This window comes from Bacteroides xylanisolvens XB1A (genome assembly GCF_000210075.1).
Classification (GTDB): Bacteria; Bacteroidota; Bacteroidia; order Bacteroidales; family Bacteroidaceae; genus Bacteroides; species Bacteroides xylanisolvens.
This window is the reverse complement of record NC_021017.1, coordinates 2,659,853-2,679,791: the sequence shown is the minus strand read 5'-3', so window position 1 is coordinate 2,679,791 and position 19,939 is coordinate 2,659,853. Positions and strand designations below refer to the sequence as shown.

The following is a 19,939-nucleotide window of genomic DNA, read 5'->3' as shown; positions in this document are numbered from 1 at the left end:
AGATTGTACATACCTACGGATATTAAAAACATGATTCCATGAAGTCTGCCCCGCAACGGCCTATTTTTGTATCCGTAAACATAAAACAGAAATATATGAAATTGATTTTGCGATTAGGATTGATCTTGTTTACAGGATTTATTTCCATCTCTACAGCATCAGCACAGTTATATGGAACGGCAGATACAAACGCTCCGGAACTACGTGTTCCGACATCTGTAAAGCCGGCGTTTGATTATTGGATGAGGGACACTTGGGCTACGCTGGGTCCCGACGGTTATTATTATATCACAGGAACGACCTCTACCCCCGACCGTTACTTTCCGGGACAGAGACATTGCTGGGACTGGAACGACGGTTTGTACCTGTGGCGTTCCAAAGATATGAAGTCCTGGGAAGCCAGAGGACAAATATGGTCGATGGAAAAAGACGGAACCTGGCAAAAGAAGCCGAAAGTATATAAAGCAGGAGAGAAATATCAGAAGAAATCTATCAACGGTGATCCGATGGACAACCGCTTTCATGCAGTGTGGGCTCCGGAAATGCATTATATCAAAAGCGCGAAGAACTGGTTTATCGTTGCCTGCATGAATGAGTCGGCAGGCGGGAGAGGTTCTTTTATTTTGCGGAGCAAGACCGGAAAACCGGAAGGTCCGTACGAGAATATCGAAGGTAATAAAGACAAAGCTATCTTCCCGAACATCGACGGAAGTTTGTTCGAAGATACGGACGGCACTGTCTACTTTGTCGGGCACAACCATTATATCGCCCGTATGAAACCGGATATGAGCGGATTTGCCGAGGAACTGAAAACATTGAAAGAGAAAAAATATAATCCGGAACCGTATATTGAAGGAGCGTTTATCTTCAAATATGATAACAAATATCACCTCGTACAGGCTATATGGTCGCACCGTACGTCGGAGGGAGATACCTATATCGAGAAAAAGGGAGTAACCTCACCGAAGACACGTTATAGTTACGACTGCATCATCTCGACAGCCGATAATGTGTATGGTCCCTATAGCGAACGCTACAATGCCATCACGGGAGGAGGACACAACAACCTTTTCCAGGATAAGGATGGAAACTGGTGGGCTACCATGTTCTTCAATCCGCGTGGGGCACAGGCGGCGGAATATAAAGTGACGTGCCGTCCCGGATTAATTCCGATGATCTATGAGAATGGTAAATTCAAACCCAACTTTAATTATAATACTAAATGAAAACTTCTTTATTGATAGCAGGCAGCCTGGCTCTGGTCCCGATGACGTATGCGCAGGACAAACCGAATATTATTATCATACTGGCTGACGATTTGGGCTTCTCCGATCTCGGCTGTTTCGGTGGTGAGATTCATACACCGGTGTTGGATAAACTGGCAAAGAATGGCGTCCGTATGACGCAGATGTATAACAGTGCACGCAGTTGCCCGTCCCGTGCCAACCTGTTGACGGGACTTTATCCGCATCAGACGGGATTGGGACACATGGACGGCAGTCATCCTGCTTGGCCGAAAGGATATTCCGGTTTCCGTTCCAATTCGGATAACGTCACGATTGCGGAAGTCCTGAAAGATGCCGGATACTTTACGGCGATGTCGGGAAAGTGGCATCTGGGGAATAAATCAAATCCCATTCTTCGTGGGTTTCAGGAATATTACGGACTGTTGGGCGGATTCAACTCTTTCTGGAATCCGGCGGTATATACCCGTTTGCCTAAAGACCGTACGCCCAGACACTATGAGGAAGGAACTTTCTACGCTACCAATGTGATAACGGATTATGCGATTGACTTTATCGACCAGGCACATCAGGAGAAGAAACCGTTGTTCCTGTATCTGGCCTATAACGCTCCCCATTTCCCTTTGCATGCGCCGAAAGAAGTGACCGATAAATATATGTCTCTCTATATGCAAGGATGGGATAAGATTCGTGACGCCCGCTGGAAACGGATTGTTGACCTGAAACTCATGCAAGGCAAACCGGCACTTAGTCCACGTGGTGTAGTTCCCGAAAGTCTGTTTGAAGATGAAACGCATCCGCTACCGGCATGGGACTCATTGACGAAAGATCAGCAGACCGACCTCGCACGCCGTATGTCCATTTTTGCCGCTATGGTAGATGTGATGGACGCGAACATCGGCCGGGTAGTAGATGAATTGAAGAAGAACGGTGAGTTAGACAATACATTTATCATGTTTATGTCCGATAACGGAGCTTGTGCCGAATGGCACGAATTCGGTTTCGACAAACAGACCGGAGTCGAATACCATACCCATACCGGAGAAGAACTCGACCAAATGGGTTTGCCCGGAACCTATCATCATTACGGTACAGGCTGGGCAAATGTCTGCTGCACGCCGTTCACGCTGTATAAACATTATGCACACGAAGGAGGTATTTCTACTCCGTGTATCATTTTCTGGGGTAATCATGTGAAGAACAAAGGCGGACTGAATCATCAGCCTGCACAATTCTCCGATATCATGTCTACCTGTGTGGAACTGGCAGGAGCCACTTATCCGAAAGAATATCAGGGAAGAGCGATTCTGCCTATGGCAGGTCAGTCTATCCTTCCGATTGTGAAAGGAAAGAAGATGCCCGAAAGATACATCTATGCGGAACATGAAGGCAACCGCATGGTGCGTAAAGGTGACTGGAAGCTGGTTTCCGCCAACTTCAAGGGAGATGAATGGGAATTGTACAACATCAAGGAAGACCGTACCGAACAGCACAACCTGATCGGTAAATATCCTGAAATGGCAAAAGAATTGGAAACAGCCTATTTCGAATGGGCGGACAAGAGTGATGTACTGTATTTCCAGAAAATGTGGAATACCTACAATAAGAATCGACGGAAAGATTTTAAAGAATATAAAACCCGCTAATGCTTATGGATAAGAGAATCTTACTAACTCTGGCTTTAGGAGCCATGTCGCAGGTGTTTACCCATGCATGGGAGCCTAAAGGAGATAAAATTAAAACAGTATGGGCTGAACAGGTGACGCCGGAAAATGTGTGGCAAAGTTATCCCAGACCACAGTTGCAACGGGCAGAATGGATCAATCTGAACGGATTGTGGAAGTATGCCGTAACGGATCAGAACACGCCTCGGAAGAATGTTTCCTTTGAAGGGGAAATCCTGGTTCCGTTTGCGATTGAATCATCTCTGTCCGGAGTGCAGAAAACATTTCTTCCTACGGATAAACTATGGTATCAACGTGAGTTCACCTTAGATCCTTCCTGGAAGAACAAATCTACTATCCTGCATTTCGGAGCAGTGGATTATGAATGTCAAGTATGGGTGAATAACCGGTTGGTCGGTACGCATAAAGGAGGAAACAACCCGTTCTCGTTCGATATTACTAAATACCTGAAGAAGAGTGGCCCTCAAAGCATTGAAGTAGCCGTCACCGACCCGACGGACACGGAATCTATTTCCCGAGGGAAACAACAACTTAATCAGGAAGGTATTTGGTACACGCCTGTATCGGGCATTTGGCAAACTGTGTGGCTGGAAGCGGTGAATAAAACCTATATCCGTCAGGTACTTCCTTCCACTGATATTGAAAGAAAATCCGTGAAGCTGGCTTTCGATATAATCGGAGCCAAAGGCAATGAAGAAGTGAAAATAGAAGTGTTGGATGATGGCAAAGTAATCAAGACGGTGGAACAGAAGTTGCGTGATGTGATGGAGATAGACGTTCCAAACGCTGTCTTATGGTCTCCCGAATCTCCGAAACTGTATCATTTGAATATTGTCTTATCCAATGGAGGACGTGTTTTAGACCGAGTAAAGAGTTACTTTGCCTTGAGAAAAGTAGATGTCTGTAAAGATGAGTGCGGATATAACCGTATTTGCCTGAATAACCAACCCATCTTCCAATACGGTCCGCTCGATCAAGGCTGGTGGCCCGATGGATTGTTGACTCCTCCTTCCGAGGAAGCGATGTTGTGGGACATGGTGCAGTTGAAGAAGATGGGATTCAATATGATCCGTAAACATATCAAAGTAGAACCGGAGCAATATTATTATTACGCTGATTCTCTGGGATTGATGATGTGGCAAGACATGGTTTCCGGTTTTGCTACGTCAAGGAAGAAGGAGGAACACGTCAATCCGTTGGCTACTACTGATTGGAACGCTCCCGAAGAACACACCCGGCAATGGCAAAAAGAAATGTTCGAAATGATCGACCGTCTCCGTTTCTATCCCTGTATCACTACCTGGGTGGTTTTCAATGAAGGATGGGGACAGCATAACACGGTGGAAATCGTAAATAAAGTGATAAAATACGACGATACACGCCTGATAAACGGAGTGACCGGCTGGACGGACAGAGGCGTAGGCGATATGTACGACGTACATAATTATCCTGTCACTTCCATGATTCTGCCGGAGAACAACGGTAACCGCATTTCCGTACTGGGAGAATTCGGCGGCTATGGCTGGGCGATCAAGGAACATATCTGGAATCCGAATATGAGGAACTGGGGGTATAAGAATATAGACGGAGCAATGGCTCTGATTGATAGTTACGGCCGTCTGGTATATGATTTGGAAACGCTGATTGCCCAAGGGTTGAGTGCGGCTGTTTATACACAAACCACTGATGTGGAAGGAGAAGTGAACGGCCTGATTACTTACGACCGGAAAGTAACTAAAATACCGGAAGGCTTGTTACACCTGATGCACAACCGTTTGTATGAAATCACTCCCGTGAAAGCGGTTACTTTGATTGCAGACAGTCAGAACGGAAGCAAGAATACCCGCCTTGTCGGTATGAACGGTCAGGAGCTGAAAATGACTTCTTTGCCTTTCGACTGTCCCCCTCGTTCTACGGTAGTATCAGAAGCTACTTTTAAGGTGGATAAGGATTTCAATCATCTGTCTTTATGGCTGAATGTTGCCGGAGAAGCCAAAGTTTGGCTGAATGGTGTAGAAGTCTTTGCGCAGGAGGCAAAGCAGACCAGGCAATATAATCAATATAATATCAGCGATTACAGCCGTTACTTGCGGAAAGGAAGTAATCTGTTGAAAATCGAAGTGAAAGATAGCAAGAAGATGAGATTCGATTATGGGTTGAGGGCTTATTAATCAGATTCATATTCTACTTTGTGAGTTTCTTGCTATAAAGTTGAAAGGCAAGTGAATATCTGCAATATCAAGTTAATGTATGAGCCCCATAGCGATGTCACTATAGGGCTCATTAACTATCATTTTTCCGGCTCACTCGTATGGGCACATTTCTTTATAACAAACTTTCTTATTGAAATTTCTTATCTTCTTCGAGGAGCTCCTGGCTACATTGCTCCGGTGCTAGAGGGGTAAAGAGTTCTATCAAGTTTTCTTCGGGATCGCGCAGGTATAGGGTACGCATCCCCCAATCGGGCATATCCGTAGGTTCGGTGATAAACGTCACGCCTTTTGCTTTTAGATCGGCAAAAGTTTCGTCGAGGTTATCTACACTGAATGAAACCATTAATTTCTCACGCATCGCAACGGGCTGTTGCTTATCTGCATTGCCTACCGCAGGTGCCATCCAGTCGGATACAAAAAGGGTGAAGCCTTTTATCCCGTCAGCTACTTTAAAATTGGCATATCCGCTATTTTCATCTCCCCAGGATGGCTCTAATCCGAGTTGTTCGGTGTAGAACTTGAAGCATTTGGCGAAGTCTTTCACTAATAATCTTACGTTGCTGAATCTCATGGTTTACTGATTAATAGTTTGTAATTTGTTTCTTATATCAAAATGCAAATATAATCATTCTATTGGATAGTGTTTCAAAAAACTGTATTTACCTCATTAGAGTGCAGAAATGAACTATTTCACCACAGAGGACAGTCAGAAGATCCATACTGAACAGATGAGATTATCTGAAATCCAGAATAAAGAATTACAGGATAAAATTGCTGTGATAAATAAGAATTCTGAAGAATAGATCAAAGCAATGCAGAAACAATATGAGACTACTAACAGGTAGCTGAAGATTTTCATATCGGCTCAAAAGAGTCCTATACACTGTAATTATTGGCTCATTTTGAGCCGATATATTAATAATATTATGTATTTTTGAGCCGATATAATCAACTAAATAGCAATGGAAGAAGAAATTCAACAATATCTTCGTTTTCATCCTCTATCTTCTAGGTCAGAATTAATGGAGGGAGTGAATACTAAAGTAAGTGTCGCCACATTCAAGCGTTTATTAGCTGCCATGATTTCCGCTGGAAGTATTGAAGTCATAGGGCAAGGACCTGCCACATGTTATAAACTAACACCACAAACGTTTGTTACAAGTTATTTCGACTTAGAATCATACTTTCGGAAAGAAGTTGATGAGCGTGAAATTCAACAAGCTTTCAATTTCAGCCTTATTCCTGATATATTGCCTAATGTTGACCCTTTCACGATGGACGAACGGAAACATTTAACGGCTCTTCAAGAAACGTTTAGAAGAAATGTATTAGAAATGACAGACGGAGAGTACCGGAAAGAAATGGAAAGGTTAGGTGTGGATCTTAGTTGGAAGTCTTCTCAAATTGAAGGGAACACATATAATCTTCTTGAAACGGAAAGACTTTTGCTGGAAAAAGAAGAAGCAAAAGGTAAAACTAAAGAAGAAGCCATTATGCTACTAAATCACAAGGAAGCTCTTGATTTTATTTTAGATAATCCTGATTATCTTCAGTATTTATCAATAAGAAAGATTGAAGACATTCATAGTATCCTTATTAAAGAACTGGGAGTTGAGCGTCATATTCGTTCTCGGCGTGTTGGTATTACGGGTACGAATTATCGTCCACTTGATAATGAATATCAAATAAGAGAAGCTATGGAAGACACTTGTCAATTAATTAATAATAAGCAGAGTATCTTTGATAAAGCTTTCCTAGCTTTAGTTCTGTTATCTTACATTCAGCCATTTGCTGATGGTAATAAACGTACTGCCCGTATAACAAGTAATGCAATACTTATAGCCAACGGTTATTGTCCTTTATCATTTCGTTCAGTTGATTCTATCGACTATAAGAAAGCTATGTTAGTTTTCTATGAACAAAATAATATATATCCATTTAAGAAAATATTTATAGAACAGTTTGAATTTGCTGTGAATACATACTTTTGAATTTATCTGTATATTGATGGTTGTTCCAACGATAACATTATTATAAATATAATAATTATGTTCATAATAAATTTGTAATGCTTCCTGTTTTAATACAAGATTGTTCATTCTGCCTGCAATAATTTTCTCCTGAAAGCCGGAAGTTTCTGAAAGACTTTTATCTTTGCAACTATAATACATACGGCACTATGAAAAAAGTGATTCTGATTTTTGTGACAATCGTCCTTTCCGGTCTGCTTTATGCAAAAGATAATAAGAGTACCGATGCGTTACTTCGTGAGATTGATGGTATCATTAAAAACCGTCAGACCTATGGAGCGGAAAAGGAGGCGCGTATCGCTGACCTGAAGAAATTGTTGGCGGAGGCTACTTCCGATGAACAACGATATGGTTTTTGCGGACGTCTTTTCGATGAATACCGGGCTTATAATCTGGATTCGTCTTTTGTCTATGCTCAACGGAAAGAGGAACTGGCGCATCGCATGGATAAACTGGATTATCTGGATGATGCTGCCATGAATATGGCGGAAGTGATGGGAACTACCGGAATGTATAAAGAAGCGTTGGAACTATTGGGGCAGATTGATAAGAAAACGTTGCCCGATTATCTCTATGGTTACTATTATCATCTGTATCGCACTATTTACGGATTGATGGGAGATTATGCCGTTACGGAGAAAGTCAAGAAAGAGTATTATCGAATGACGGATCTGTATCGTGACTCTCTGCTGCAGGTCAACGCTTCCGACTCTTTGGGGCACGTATTGGTGATGGCGGATAAGTGTATCGTACATGCTCAATACGATGAAGCCATCCGTATGCTGATGGAATATTACAACAAACCTTCTTTGGATGACCATTCAAAAGCAATGCTTACTTATACTCTCTCCGAAGGTTACCGGTTGAAAGGCGACAAACAAGGGCAAAAACATTACCTGGCCCTTTCGGCTATTGCCGACCTGAAATCGGCAGTAAAGGAATATGTATCTTTGCGCAAACTCGCTTCCCTTGTCTACGATGAAGGGGATATTGACCGTGCCTACAATTACCTGAAATGCTCCTTAGAGGATGCCACTCTTTGTAATGCCCGCCTTCGTACGTTAGAAATCTCGCAAGTCTTTCCTATCATTGACCAGGCTTACCAATTGAAAACCAAACGGCAGCAGCAGGAGATGAAAGTATCATTGATTTGTATCAGTTTGCTTTCCGTATTTTTGTTGGTTGCCATTTTCTTCGTTTACAAGCAGATGAAAAAGGTTGCTGCCGCACGTCGCGAAGTGGTCGATACCAATACGTTGTTGCAAGAACTGAACGAAGAACTTCACGACTCTAATTCGCAACTGAAAGAGATGAACCATACGCTTTCGGAAGCCAACTATATCAAGGAGGAATATATCGGCCGATATATGGACCAATGCTCCACTTATCTCGACAAGATGGATTTATACCGTCGTTCTCTAAATAAAATTGCCGCTGCCGGAAGAGTGGAAGAACTATATAAAGCCATTAAATCTTCTCAATTCCTTGACGAAGAACTGAAAGAGTTTTATGCGAACTTCGACATGACTTTCCTGCAACTCTTCCCCAATTTTGTGGAGGAATTTAATGCGCTGCTCACAGAACCCATGCAACCCAAACCGGGAGAACTGTTGAACACCGAACTCCGTATCTTTGCCCTTATCCGGCTGGGGATTACGGACAGTACCAAGATAGCGCAGTTCCTCCGTTATTCCGTGACTACCATTTATAATTACCGGACCCGTGTCCGTAACAAAGCTTTGGGAGAAAGAGATGAATTTGAGACTAAAGTAATGCAAATAGGGAAGGTGGAAGAATAAGAAAATCACTACTTTTTTAGTCTGACTTCTATTTTATAACGTTCTTATATTTAGTGGTTTATGCTGTGAGACACTGTATAAATCACTATATTTTTGCTATCTGCTTTAAGAAGCAGTATGAAATGTGGATACTTTTGTTTCACGGTCATTTCAGCAATGACACAGAGAACGAAAACAAAAGTAACCCTAATATTAACTTTAAATTAATGTACATGAAACAGAGTATGAAGTCGAAAGGCTTTGAACGCCGCCTCTTATTAATAATGTGGGGCTTGTTCCTATCTCTTAGTGCATTCGCACAACAGATTTCAATAAAAGGACATGTAGTAGATGCCACGGGTGAACCGGTGATCGGTGCCAGTGTGGTGGAAGGACGTACAACGAATGGTACGATAACCGATGTAGACGGTAATTTCTCATTAAGCGTTCCGGCTAACAGCACGCTGACTATCTCTTTTGTCGGCTATAAAACGCAGACTGTTCCGGTGAACGGGAAAAACTCGTTGAAAGTAACCTTGCAGGAAGATACGGAAGTATTGGACGAAGTTGTTGTAGTAGGTTACGGAACGATGAAAAAGAGCGATTTGACTGGTGCCGTATCTTCTGTCGGAGTGAAGGACATCAAAGACTCTCCGGTAGCTAATATCGGTCAGGCAATGCAGGGAAAAGTATCCGGCGTGCAGATAATCGATGCCGGTAAGCCGGGTGATAATGTCACCATTAAAATCCGTGGTTTGGGTACGATCAATAACAGTAACCCGCTGATTGTCATTGACGGAATTCCTACCGACTTGGGATTGTCTTCCTTGAATATGGCTGATGTGGAACGGGTAGACGTATTGAAAGATGCTTCGGCAACAGCTATCTATGGTTCGCGTGGTGCCAACGGTGTGGTGATGATTACCAGCAAACGTGGTGCCGAAGGTGCCGGAAAAGTAACGGTAAACGCAAACTGGGCTATTCAGAACGCTACTAAAGTGCCCGATATGCTGAATGCTGCGCAATATGCCGCTTTGAGCAATGATATGCTGTCTAATAATGATGATAATACAAACCCTTATTGGGCAGACCCTTCTTTATTGGGAACAGGAACGAACTGGCTGGATGAGATGCTACGTACGGGAGTGAAACAAAGCTATTCGGTTAGCTATTCCGGTGGTACGGAAAAGGCACATTACTATGTATCCGGCGGTTTCCTCGACCAGTCCGGTATCGTGGAAAGCGTTAATTACCGTCGTTTCAATTTCCAGGCAAATAGTGATGCCCAGGTCAATAAATGGTTGAAGTTCACTACTAATCTGACATTCAGTACGGACGTGAAAGAAGGAGGAAGTTATAGCATCGGAGATGCGATGAAAGCACTCCCCACCCAGCCGGTGAAGAATGAAGACGGTAGCTGGAGCGGTCCCGGACAGGAAGCGCAATGGTATGGAAGTGTCCGCAATCCGATCGGTACGTTGTATATGATGACGAACGAGACAAAAGGATATAACTTTCTGGCAAACATCACCGGAGAGATTGCCTTTACCAAATGGCTGAAGTTGAAAAGCACCTTCGGTTATGACGCCAAATTTTGGTTTGTCGACAACTTTACTCCGGCTTACGACTGGAAACCGAATCCGGTAGAAGAATCTTCCCGCTATAAGAGTGACAACAAATCATTTACCTACCTGTGGGATAATTATTTTGTATTCGACCATACTTTCGCCCAAAAACATCGTGTAGGTGTGATGGCAGGTTCTTCCGCCCAGTGGAACAACTATGATTACTTGAATGCTCAAAAGAATATCTTCATGTTTGATAATATCCATGAAATGGACAACGGCGAGAAGATGTACAGTATCGGTGGCAGCCAGAGCGACTGGGCACTGCTTTCTCTGATGGCACGTCTCAACTATTCTTACGAAGATAAATACCTGCTTACAGCCACTGTGCGCCGTGACGGTTCCTCCCGCTTCGGTAAGAACAACCGTTGGGGAACATTCCCTTCCGTTTCTCTGGCATGGCGTATTTCGCAGGAAGAATGGTTTCCGAAAGACAATTCTCCGGTGAATGACCTCAAACTGCGTATCGGATACGGTGTGACCGGTAATCAGGAAATCGGTAACTACGGCTTTGTGGCTTCCTATAATACAGGAGTCTATCCTTTCGGCAACAACAACTCCACCGCTTTGGTATCTACCACCCTTTCCAATCCGAATATTCATTGGGAAGAGGTACGCCAGACCAACTTCGGTGTGGATATGAGCCTGTTCAATTCACGTGTCAACCTTTCGCTGGATGCCTACATCAAGAAGACGGCAGACATGTTGGTGAAAGCTTCCATCCCTATCACCTCCGGTTTTGAAGATACTACTGAAACCTTTACCAATGCCGGCAAAATGCGCAACAAAGGAGTGGAAATGACCCTGCGCACCATCAACCTGAAAGGTCTTTTCTCTTGGGAATCTGCTTTAACGGCTACCTATAACAAGAATGAAATTCTGGACCTGAACAGCGAAACTCCGATGTTTATCAATCAGATGGGTAACTCATACGTGACTATGCTTAGAGCCGGTTATCCGATCAATGTATTCTACGGATACGTGACCGACGGACTTTTCCAAAACTGGGAGGAAGTAAACCGCCACGCCACCCAACCGGGAGCAGCTCCGGGGGATATCCGTTTCAGGGATTTGAATAACGATGGAGTCATCAACGATGAAGACCGTACCGTTATCGGTAACCCGAATCCGAACTGGTTCTTCTCTTTAAGCAATAATTTCTCTTATAAGGGATGGGAACTCTCCGTTTTCCTGCAAGGTGTATCGGGAAACAAGATTTATAACGCCAACAATGTTGACAACGAAGGAATGGCAGCCGCTTACAACCAAACCACAGCGGTATTGAACCGCTGGACGGGTGAAGGAACCAGCAACTCTATGCCCCGCGCCATTTGGGGAGACCCGAACCAGAACTGCCGTGTATCCGACAGATTTGTGGAAAACGGTTCCTATCTCCGTCTGAAGAATATCACGCTTTCGTATACACTGCCCAAAAAGTGGATGCAAAAGATTCAACTGGAAAATGCCCGCATCTCTTTCTCTTGCGAGAATGTGGCAACTATCACCGGATATTCCGGCTTCGACCCGGAAGTGGATATTAATGGCATCGACAGCAGCCGTTACCCGATTTCACGTACTTTCAGTATGGGCTTGAACTTTAACTTTTAAATCAGGAGAAAGAATATGAAAAAGATAATAACTTTGGTATTTATGTCTGCCATGCTGGCATTGACATCGTGCAACGATTTCTTGGATAAATATCCTAAATATGGCGTCGATCCCGAATCGGAAGTGACGAATGAGATTGCTGTGGCACTGACTACTGCCTGCTACAAGACTCTTCAGTCATCTAATATGTATAACCAGCGTATTTGGAGCCTCGACATCATTGCAGGCAACAGTGAAGTAGGAGCCGGAGGAGGTACTGACGGTTTGGAGACTGTTCAGGCTTCCAATTTCATTGCCCAGAGCGATAACGGCTTTGCCTTGTATGTATGGCGTTCTCCGTGGGTTGGGATCGGACGTTGCAACATCGTGCTTTCCAATTTGCCTTCAGCATCTGTCTCCAATGAGATAAAGACCCGTTGCATGGGTGAGGCTTATTTCCTGCGTGCACATTATTATTATATTCTGGTTCGTTTGTACGGAGGGGTGCCTTTACGCTTGGAGCCGTTTGAACCGGGAGAATCTGCGGATATTGCCCGTAATACGGTAGATGAGGTATATGCTCAAATTCTTTCCGACTGCAAAAATGCAGTGAATATGCTTCCTCCGAAAAGCAGTTATGGAGATGCTGACAGGGGACGTGCCTGCAAAGAGGCTGCAATGGCGATGCTGGCGGATATTTACCTGACACTGGCTCCCAATCATCGTGACTATTATAATGAAGTAGTGACCTTGTGCAATAACATTGCTGCAATGGGATATGATCTGACTCAATGCAATTATGCCGATAACTTTAATGCGACGATCAATAATGGTGCGGAATCTCTCTTCGAAGTGCAATACTCCGGTAGTACGGAATATGACTTTTGGGGCGGCGATAATCAAGCGTCCTGGTTGTCTACTTTCATGGGACCACGTAATTCGGGTATGGTAGCCGGTGCTTATGGATGGAACCTGCCTACGGAAGAGTTTGTCAAGCAATACGAAGACGGTGATTTGCGGAAAGACATCACTGTGTTGTATCAGGGTTGTCCTGCTTTTGACGGTATGGAATACAGACGTTCCTGGTCGAATACGGGTTATAACGTACGTAAGTTCCTTGTATCGAAAACCGTCTCTCCGGAGTATAATACCAACCCCAACAACTTTGTAGTATACCGTTATGCGGATGTCTTACTGAAGAAAGCGGAAGCCTTGAATGAGCAGGGACATCCGGATCAGGCTGCCGAACCGATGAATATCGTTCGTAAGCGTGCCGGGCTGACAGAGCTGCCGACCACTCTGACGCAGACCGAAATGAGAGAAAAGATTATTCATGAACGTCGGATGGAACTTGCTTTTGAGGGACATCGCTGGTTCGATATGATCCGGGTTGATAATGGAAATTATGCATTGACATTCCTGAAATCTATCGGTAAGAATAATGTGACCAAAGAACGTCTCCTGTTGCCTATTCCGCAGACGGAGATGGACTCCAATCACCTGATGACTCAAAATCCCGGTTATTAATCCGTTTTATAATCATTCATTTAGACAAATAATATGATGAAGAAATATATATATCAGTTGTTATGCTCTCTTTTCATCGGTGCAACGATGGTTGCCTGTGCCGAGGATTATATGGAGACAGATAAAGGACATGATACCCTCACCCTTTCGGTGAATCAGCAGGAGTTGGTGTTGAACGAAAAGAACCATAGCCAGGAAGCATTGGCGCTTTCATGGACTACCGGTACGAATTATGGAAGCGGTAACCGTATCTCTTATACGCTGGAACTGGCGAAAGCTGGAACGGACTTTGCGAATCCTTATTCGGTGGATTTGGGTACGGGAACGTATCAATGGACTAAGAAAGTGGAAGAACTCAACCAATTCTTGAATACGCAGTTCGGTATCGGCTATGCCGTGAAAGCGGAGTTGGAAGCACGTATCACAGCGGTTGTTGCCGGAATGGAAGATCAGAAACAGATTGCGACGACTGCCTTTACAGTGACTACCTACCAGCCGGTTACTACCACGCTTTACCTGATTGGTGATGCTGCTCCGAGCGAATGGAGCGCCGATAACGCAACGGCAATGGAACGTACGGATAACGGACAATTTACATGGACAGGAAAGCTGAATACCGGATCGTTTAAGTTTATAACGACCTTAGGAGAATTCCTGCCGTCGTACAACCGCGATGCTACTGCCGAAGAAGGATTCAAACTGACCTACCGTACATCGGGTGACCAACCGGACGAACAGTTCACAATCAGTAAAGAAGCAACTTATATCGTAAAAGCAAACCTGCTCGACTTGACGTTGACACTTACCGAAACAGAAGATATTGGCTGGAGATATGAAGAATTTTTCATTGTCGGTTCGTTTACGGGTAACAATGGTTGGGGATTTGAAGCACTGTCTAAAGATGCTGTCCAAATGGATCTGTTCCATTATGGAGCCGTGATTCCCTGGAAGGCAGACGGAGAATTTAAATTCGCTTCTGTGACAGATTTCGGTCAGGCGGATGCTTTCTTCCATCCTACCATGGCTAATGCTCCGTACACTTCGACATCCGTAGTGCTTGGAGGTGACGATAATAAATGGCAGATGAAGGAAGCCGAATGTGGCAAGCCTTATAAAGTATGGTTCTACACAGGAAAAGGAAAAGAAAAGATGCTGATGCGTCCGTTCACTCCTTACGAAGGACTGTATCTGGTGGGTGAGGCAACTCCGAACGGATGGGATTTAGGCAATGCTACTCCGATGACTAAGAGTGCCGACAGTCCTTATATCTTTACCTGGAGCGGCACGCTGAAGGCAGGTGAGATGAAGATATCCTGCGATAAGCAGTCAGACTGGAACGGGGATTGGTTTATGGCGGATAAGAGCAACAAGGCTCCGACGGGGGAAGTAGAGACGGCATTGTTCGTTGCTAAGTCGGATGCGGAGTTGAACAGTATGTATCCGGATACAGATTTGGGTAGTTTGGATTATAAATGGAATATTCAGGAAGCCGGTTCTTATCGGATTACGATTGACCAGTTGAAAGAGACGATTTCGATTGTGAAACAATAAAACAAGAATTCAAGATGAAGAAAATAATATATTGGGTGGCTGCTTTTCTGTGTATGGCTTGCAGTGACGATCATGGGTCGAACCAAGAGAATGGAGGAGCTTCGGGCAGTGTCACCGAAGTGACTCCGGTAACATCGGATTTAAGTGTGGACCTGTCTACGGATAAGGCTTTCTATAAACCGGGGGAGAAAGTGGTATTTACAGCAGAAGATGCGTTGCCTGCCGGAACTAAAGTTCGCTATCGTCTTTTAGGGGAGGTTGTCGGAGAAGAGTCGGTAAATGGTACGAGCTGGATATGGCAACCGCCTACTACTGATTTCAAAGGATATATGGCGGAACTGTATCGTCAGGAGAATGGTACGGATGTAATTGTCGGTACGATTGCGGTAGATGTATCCAGTGATCCGGCACGTTTTCCGCGTTATGGTTTTGTCGCTGATTTCAGTCGGGAGAAGACAGCCGAAAAGACACAGGAAGAGATGGCGTATCTGAATCGTCATCACATCAATTGGGTACAGTTTCAGGACTGGCATAATAAACATCACTGGCCGTTGGGCGGTACACGTACGCAGTTGGACGAAGTATATATGGACATCGCTAACCGGGAGGTTTATACAAGTTCTGTGAAGAATTACATTGAAGCGCAGCATCGTTTCGGTATGAAGTCTATGTTTTACAATCTTTGTTTTGGGGCGTTGAAGGATGCCGCTGCGGACGGGGTGAAGGAGGAATGGTATTTGTTTAAGGATGCTTCTCACACTACTAAAGACAGTCATGATCTGCCGGGCGGATGGAAAAGTAATATTTATCTGGTAGATCCTTCTAATAAGGAATGGCAGAAATATTTGAACGAAAGGAATGATGATGTATATGCGAACTTTGCCTTCGACGGCTATCAGATAGACCAGTTGGGACGACGCAGCACGCTTTACAATTACAACGGTATTCCGGTCAATCTGCGTGAGGGATATGCTTCTTTTATTGAAGCGACGAAGCAGGCTCATCCGGACAAGAGTTTGGTGATGAATGCGGTCAGCCGTTACGGTGCCCGTCAGATAGGGGAGACAGGTAAAGTTGATTTCTTCTATAATGAGGTGTGGGCGGATGAGGCTGATTTTACCAATCTGAAAGCCATTCTTTATGAAAATGGAGTCTATGGCAATTATCAGTTGAATACGGTTTTTGCAGCTTATATGAATTATAATAAAGCGGATAACCGGGGAGAATTTAATACGCCGGGTATTCTGCTGACGGATGCTGTCATGTTTGCTTTGGGTGGTTCGCACCTTGAGTTGGGAGGCGATCACATGTTGTGCAAAGAGTACTTTCCGAATGAGAACCTGACAATGAGCGAAGAATTGAAAACAGCGATGGTTCGTTATTATGATTTCCTGACTTCTTATCAAAACCTGCTTCGTGACGGTGGTACAGAGAATAGTGTTTCCATGAATTGTACCAATGGCGAAATGAGATTGAATAGTTGGCCTCCTCAACAGGGATCGGTTACTACTTATGCCAAGCAGGTAGGTGGCAAGCAAGTGATACATCTTCTTAATTTCTCGCAAGCGAACAGCCTTAGCTGGAGAGATGTGGACGGTACGATGCCGGAACCGGCTTTGATTACAAAAGCGGCTTTGCAAATGAATCTGTCGGCAAAGGTGAATAAGCTGTGGGTAGCGTCGCCGGATGTACACGGAGGGGCTTTGCAGGAATTGGCCTTTACACAGGAGAATGGAGTTGTCTCTTTCACATTGCCTTCCCTGAAATATTGGACGATGATTGTGGCTGAATAAAGTGGCTGCTACAGAATAACTAAAATGATAGGTATGATGATTAGATATAGATTATGGGTGTGGGTGTTGTGTCTGATGTTTCCAACATGGGTTTGGGCGGAAAATGAGATACGTACGTGCACTTCTTTTACACAACAAGGACGTCAGGTGACTTTTCACCTGACGGACAGTGCCGCCTTGCAATTGCAACTTTGCAGCTCTTCCGTCGTGAAAATCTGGTTCTCACCCGACGGGCAATTGCAACGAAGAAATGCTTCGTTTGCAGTGATTAATGAAGAACTGGAAGAGGTAGGAACTATTCATGTGGATGAACAGGCGGCCTGTTACGAGATATTTACTCCGAAGTTGCGTATCCGGGTGAATAAATCTCCGATGAGTCTTCAGATATTCGATAAATATCAGAAACTTCTGTTTAGTGATTATGCCGATAAAGGCCATGTCAGTGAAGGAACGAAGAAAGTGGAATATAAAGTGCTTCGTCGTGACGAGCACTTCTTCGGACTTGGTGAGAAAGCGGGAAAGATGGATCGTCGTGGCGAGTCTTATAAGATGTGGAATAGTGACAAACCTTGTTATAGTGTGGTAGAAGATCCTCTTTACAAGAGTATTCCTTTCTTTATGAGCAATTACCGGTATGGTATTTTCCTTGATAACACCTATAAGACGGAATTCAAATTCGGAACAGAGAGCCGTGATTATTACAGCTTTGAAGCTCCGAACGGGGAAATGGTATATTACTTTATCTTCGGTAAAGACTATAAAGAAATCATCAGCCAATACGTCGGACTGACTGGAAAACCTATCATGCCGCCGAAATGGGCGTTGGGTTTTGCTCAATGCCGCGGTCTGTTGACAAGTGAAAAGCTAAGTCGTGAGATAGCCGAAGGCTACCGGAAACGGGGAATACCTTGTGATATTATCTATCAGGATATCGGCTGGACAGAATATTTGCAGGATTTCGAATGGCGCAAAGGAAACTATGAAAACCCCAAAAAGATGCTTTCGGATTTGAAAGAGATGGGTTTTAAGGTAGTCGTATCTCAAGACCCGGTAATTGCACAAGCCAACAAAAAACAATGGGAAGAAGCAGACCGTCTGGGCTATTTTGTAAAGGACAATACGAACGGTAAAAGCTACGATATGCCCTGGCCGTGGGGTGGGAACTGCGGAGTGGTGGACTTTACCTTGCCTACCGTAGCCGACTGGTGGGGAACTTATCAGCAGAAACCTATTGACGATGGTGTCTCCGGCTTCTGGACAGACATGGGCGAACCTGCTTGGAGTAACGAGGAGCAGACGGAACGCCTGGTGATGAAGCACCATCTCGGTATGCACGATGAAATCCATAACGTCTATGGTCTGACCTGGGACAAAGTGGTAAAGGAGCAATTTGAAAAGAGGAATCCGGACCGTCGTGTTTTCCAGATGACTCGTGCTGCTTATGCCGGCTTGCAACGTTATACGTTTGGCTGGACGGGTGATAGCGGAAACGGAGACGACGTACTGCAAGGTTGGGGACAATTAGCCAATCAGATTCCTGTAATGCTTTCCGCCGGATTGGGATTAATCCCATTTTCTTCCTGTGATATCACCGGTTACTGTGGGGATATTGAGGATTATCCGGCTATGGCGGAACTCTATACCCGTTGGATTCAATTCGGAGCATTTAATCCTTTGAGTCGTATCCACCATGAGGGAGATAACCCGGTGGAACCGTGGCTTTTCGGGCCGGAAGCGGAAAAGAACGCGAAAGCGGCTATCGAGCTGAAATATCGTTTGTTGCCGTATATCTACACTTACGCCCGAGAAGCGTATGATACAGGATTGCCTATCATGCGGCCTCTGTTTCTGGAATATCCAATGGATATGGAAACTTTCTCCACGGATGCCCAATTCCTGTTCGGTCGTGAATTGTTGGTAGCTCCTGTGGTGAAGAAAGGTGCTCGCACAAAGAACGTGTATCTTCCCGAAGGCACATGGATAGACTACAACAACAAGCAGACGGTCTACACCGGAGAGCAATGGACTACCGTTGACGCTCCCTTGTCTTCTATTCCCATGTTTGTGAAGCAAGGTTCCATCATCCCCACCATGCCGGTGATGAACTACACCCATGAGAAACCGGTATATCCACTTACTTTTGAAATCTTTCCCGCCCAGGAAGGTGCACAAGCAGCCTTTACTCTTTACGAAGATGAAGGAGAAGACTTAGGATATCAGCGTGATGAATTTGTCAAAACACCGATTATTTGCAGCACTCTGGCAAATGGATATGAACTGACCGTCTCTGCCCGTGAAGGAAAAGGATACACTGTTCCCGGTCCGAGAAATCTGTTGTTCCGTATTTATTCTGCGAAAGCTCCGAAAGAGATAACTGTCAAAGGAAAGAAGATAAAGCAAACTAAACCGGAACGTTTGGAAGAAAATCTGGAGAATAACACTGAAACTGTAGCGTGGAGTTGGGATAAGGAAACAGGTGTCTGTAGTGTGAGAATACCTGATAAAGGTGTTGATGAACAGTTGATGATTACTTTTAAATAAACAGGGAGCTGTTGGCAAGCTAATATTCAGAGTTTTTCTTTCGTTTTATATGGATAATGTGTAGATTCGCACGAAACTCATATCAGAAATGTGTAAGTTATCACATTTCTGATATCAAAAGTGTGATTCATTATGAGAAGCTTTTCCAACCCGCTTACCTGATTCGCTATTCAATGCTGAATTTGAAACAAGATGGTAATTTGATTAATATCCCCCTGTTTTTGGCGGATAAGACAAAAGAGCTATTGAAGGATAAAAGTTGAAAGAGCCTTCTGAAGGAATCAGTAGCCTCTTAAAAAACGATGATTCTTAAAAAAGGAATATTTAATCATTGGAAGAAGGACGTGAATTGCAGTTTGGTAAAG

11 protein-coding genes are annotated in these 19,939 nt (G+C 44.2%); 10 read left to right on the top strand and 1 reads right to left on the bottom strand.

The window, feature by feature from the left end; all coding sequences use genetic code 11:
• Window positions 1–38: 38 nt before the first annotated feature.
• From BXY_RS10670 to BXY_RS10660, 3 genes are read left to right on the top strand one after another with little or no spacing between them, the layout of a single operon-like run.
• Window positions 39–1,226, top strand: coding sequence for a family 43 glycosylhydrolase (locus BXY_RS10670; protein WP_004307753.1), 1,188 nt, complete (start codon window positions 39–41; stop codon window positions 1,224–1,226).
• Window positions 1,223–2,890, top strand: coding sequence for an arylsulfatase (locus BXY_RS10665; protein ID WP_015531879.1), 1,668 nt, complete (start codon window positions 1,223–1,225; stop codon window positions 2,888–2,890). The genes BXY_RS10670 and BXY_RS10665 overlap by 4 nt, the downstream gene beginning before the upstream one ends.
• Before the next feature lie 5 nt (window positions 2,891–2,895).
• Entirely contained in the window at window positions 2,896–5,100 is a 2,205-nt protein-coding gene (locus BXY_RS10660; protein WP_008775311.1) for a glycoside hydrolase family 2 protein, read from the top strand.
• A gap of 169 nt (window positions 5,101–5,269) precedes the next feature.
• Here BXY_RS10660 and BXY_RS10655 read toward each other — a convergent pair whose 3' ends face one another.
• Window positions 5,270–5,713: a VOC family protein gene (locus BXY_RS10655; protein ID WP_008775310.1), complete on the bottom strand. Its 444-nt coding sequence runs from the start codon at window positions 5,711–5,713 to the stop codon at window positions 5,270–5,272.
• A 391-nt stretch (window positions 5,714–6,104) separates the two neighbouring features.
• Here BXY_RS10655 and BXY_RS10650 point away from each other — a divergent pair, with 391 nt between their 5' ends.
• The 7 genes from BXY_RS10650 (at window position 6,105) to BXY_RS10620 (ending at window position 19,574) form a co-directional block, all read left to right on the top strand.
• Window positions 6,105–7,133 carry a Fic family protein gene (locus tag BXY_RS10650; protein WP_004302765.1) on the top strand — a complete coding sequence of 343 codons (1,029 nt, stop codon included), beginning with the start codon at window positions 6,105–6,107 and terminating at the stop codon, window positions 7,131–7,133.
• Window positions 7,134–7,321: 188 nt separating this feature from the next.
• A complete protein-coding gene (locus BXY_RS10645; RefSeq protein ID WP_004298604.1) occupies window positions 7,322–8,971 on the top strand; it encodes a DUF6377 domain-containing protein in 1,650 nt (549 codons plus the stop codon).
• A gap of 212 nt (window positions 8,972–9,183) precedes the next feature.
• Window positions 9,184–12,183 (top strand): SusC/RagA family TonB-linked outer membrane protein, encoded by a 3,000-nt coding sequence (locus BXY_RS10640; protein WP_049702226.1) that lies wholly within the window; start codon window positions 9,184–9,186, stop codon window positions 12,181–12,183.
• Between the two features lie 42 nt (window positions 12,184–12,225).
• Entirely contained in the window at window positions 12,226–13,689 is a 1,464-nt protein-coding gene (locus BXY_RS10635; protein WP_373259574.1) for a RagB/SusD family nutrient uptake outer membrane protein, read from the top strand.
• Between the two features lie 36 nt (window positions 13,690–13,725).
• On the top strand, window positions 13,726–15,240 hold the full coding sequence (locus BXY_RS10630) for a SusF/SusE family outer membrane protein (RefSeq protein WP_117610512.1): 1,515 nt from the start codon (window positions 13,726–13,728) through the stop codon (window positions 15,238–15,240).
• 14 nt (window positions 15,241–15,254) lie between these two features.
• Window positions 15,255–17,033: an endo-dextranase gene (locus tag BXY_RS10625; protein WP_015531873.1), complete on the top strand. Its 1,779-nt coding sequence runs from the start codon at window positions 15,255–15,257 to the stop codon at window positions 17,031–17,033.
• A gap of 36 nt (window positions 17,034–17,069) precedes the next feature.
• Window positions 17,070–19,574 (top strand): glycoside hydrolase family 31 protein, encoded by a 2,505-nt coding sequence (locus tag BXY_RS10620; protein WP_074908735.1) that lies wholly within the window; start codon window positions 17,070–17,072, stop codon window positions 19,572–19,574.
• The last annotated feature ends 365 nt before the right edge of the window (window positions 19,575–19,939 follow it).

Bases quoted from the DNA above. Each gene is read 5' to 3' on its own strand.
- BXY_RS10670 (WP_004307753.1), top strand. From the start codon at position 39: ATGAAGTCTGCCCCGCAACGGCCTATTTTTGTATCCGTAAACATAAAA.
- BXY_RS10665 (WP_015531879.1), top strand. From the start codon at position 1,223: ATGAAAACTTCTTTATTGATAGCAGGCAGCCTGGCTCTGGTCCCGATG.
- BXY_RS10660 (WP_008775311.1), top strand. From the start codon at position 2,896: ATGGATAAGAGAATCTTACTAACTCTGGCTTTAGGAGCCATGTCGCAG.
- BXY_RS10655 (WP_008775310.1), bottom strand. From the start codon at position 5,713: ATGAGATTCAGCAACGTAAGATTATTAGTGAAAGACTTCGCCAAATGC.
- BXY_RS10650 (WP_004302765.1), top strand. From the start codon at position 6,105: ATGGAAGAAGAAATTCAACAATATCTTCGTTTTCATCCTCTATCTTCT.
- BXY_RS10645 (WP_004298604.1), top strand. From the start codon at position 7,322: ATGAAAAAAGTGATTCTGATTTTTGTGACAATCGTCCTTTCCGGTCTG.
- BXY_RS10640 (WP_049702226.1), top strand. From the start codon at position 9,184: ATGAAACAGAGTATGAAGTCGAAAGGCTTTGAACGCCGCCTCTTATTA.
- BXY_RS10635 (WP_373259574.1), top strand. From the start codon at position 12,226: ATGTCTGCCATGCTGGCATTGACATCGTGCAACGATTTCTTGGATAAA.
- BXY_RS10630 (WP_117610512.1), top strand. From the start codon at position 13,726: ATGAAGAAATATATATATCAGTTGTTATGCTCTCTTTTCATCGGTGCA.
- BXY_RS10625 (WP_015531873.1), top strand. From the start codon at position 15,255: ATGAAGAAAATAATATATTGGGTGGCTGCTTTTCTGTGTATGGCTTGC.
- BXY_RS10620 (WP_074908735.1), top strand. From the start codon at position 17,070: ATGATTAGATATAGATTATGGGTGTGGGTGTTGTGTCTGATGTTTCCA.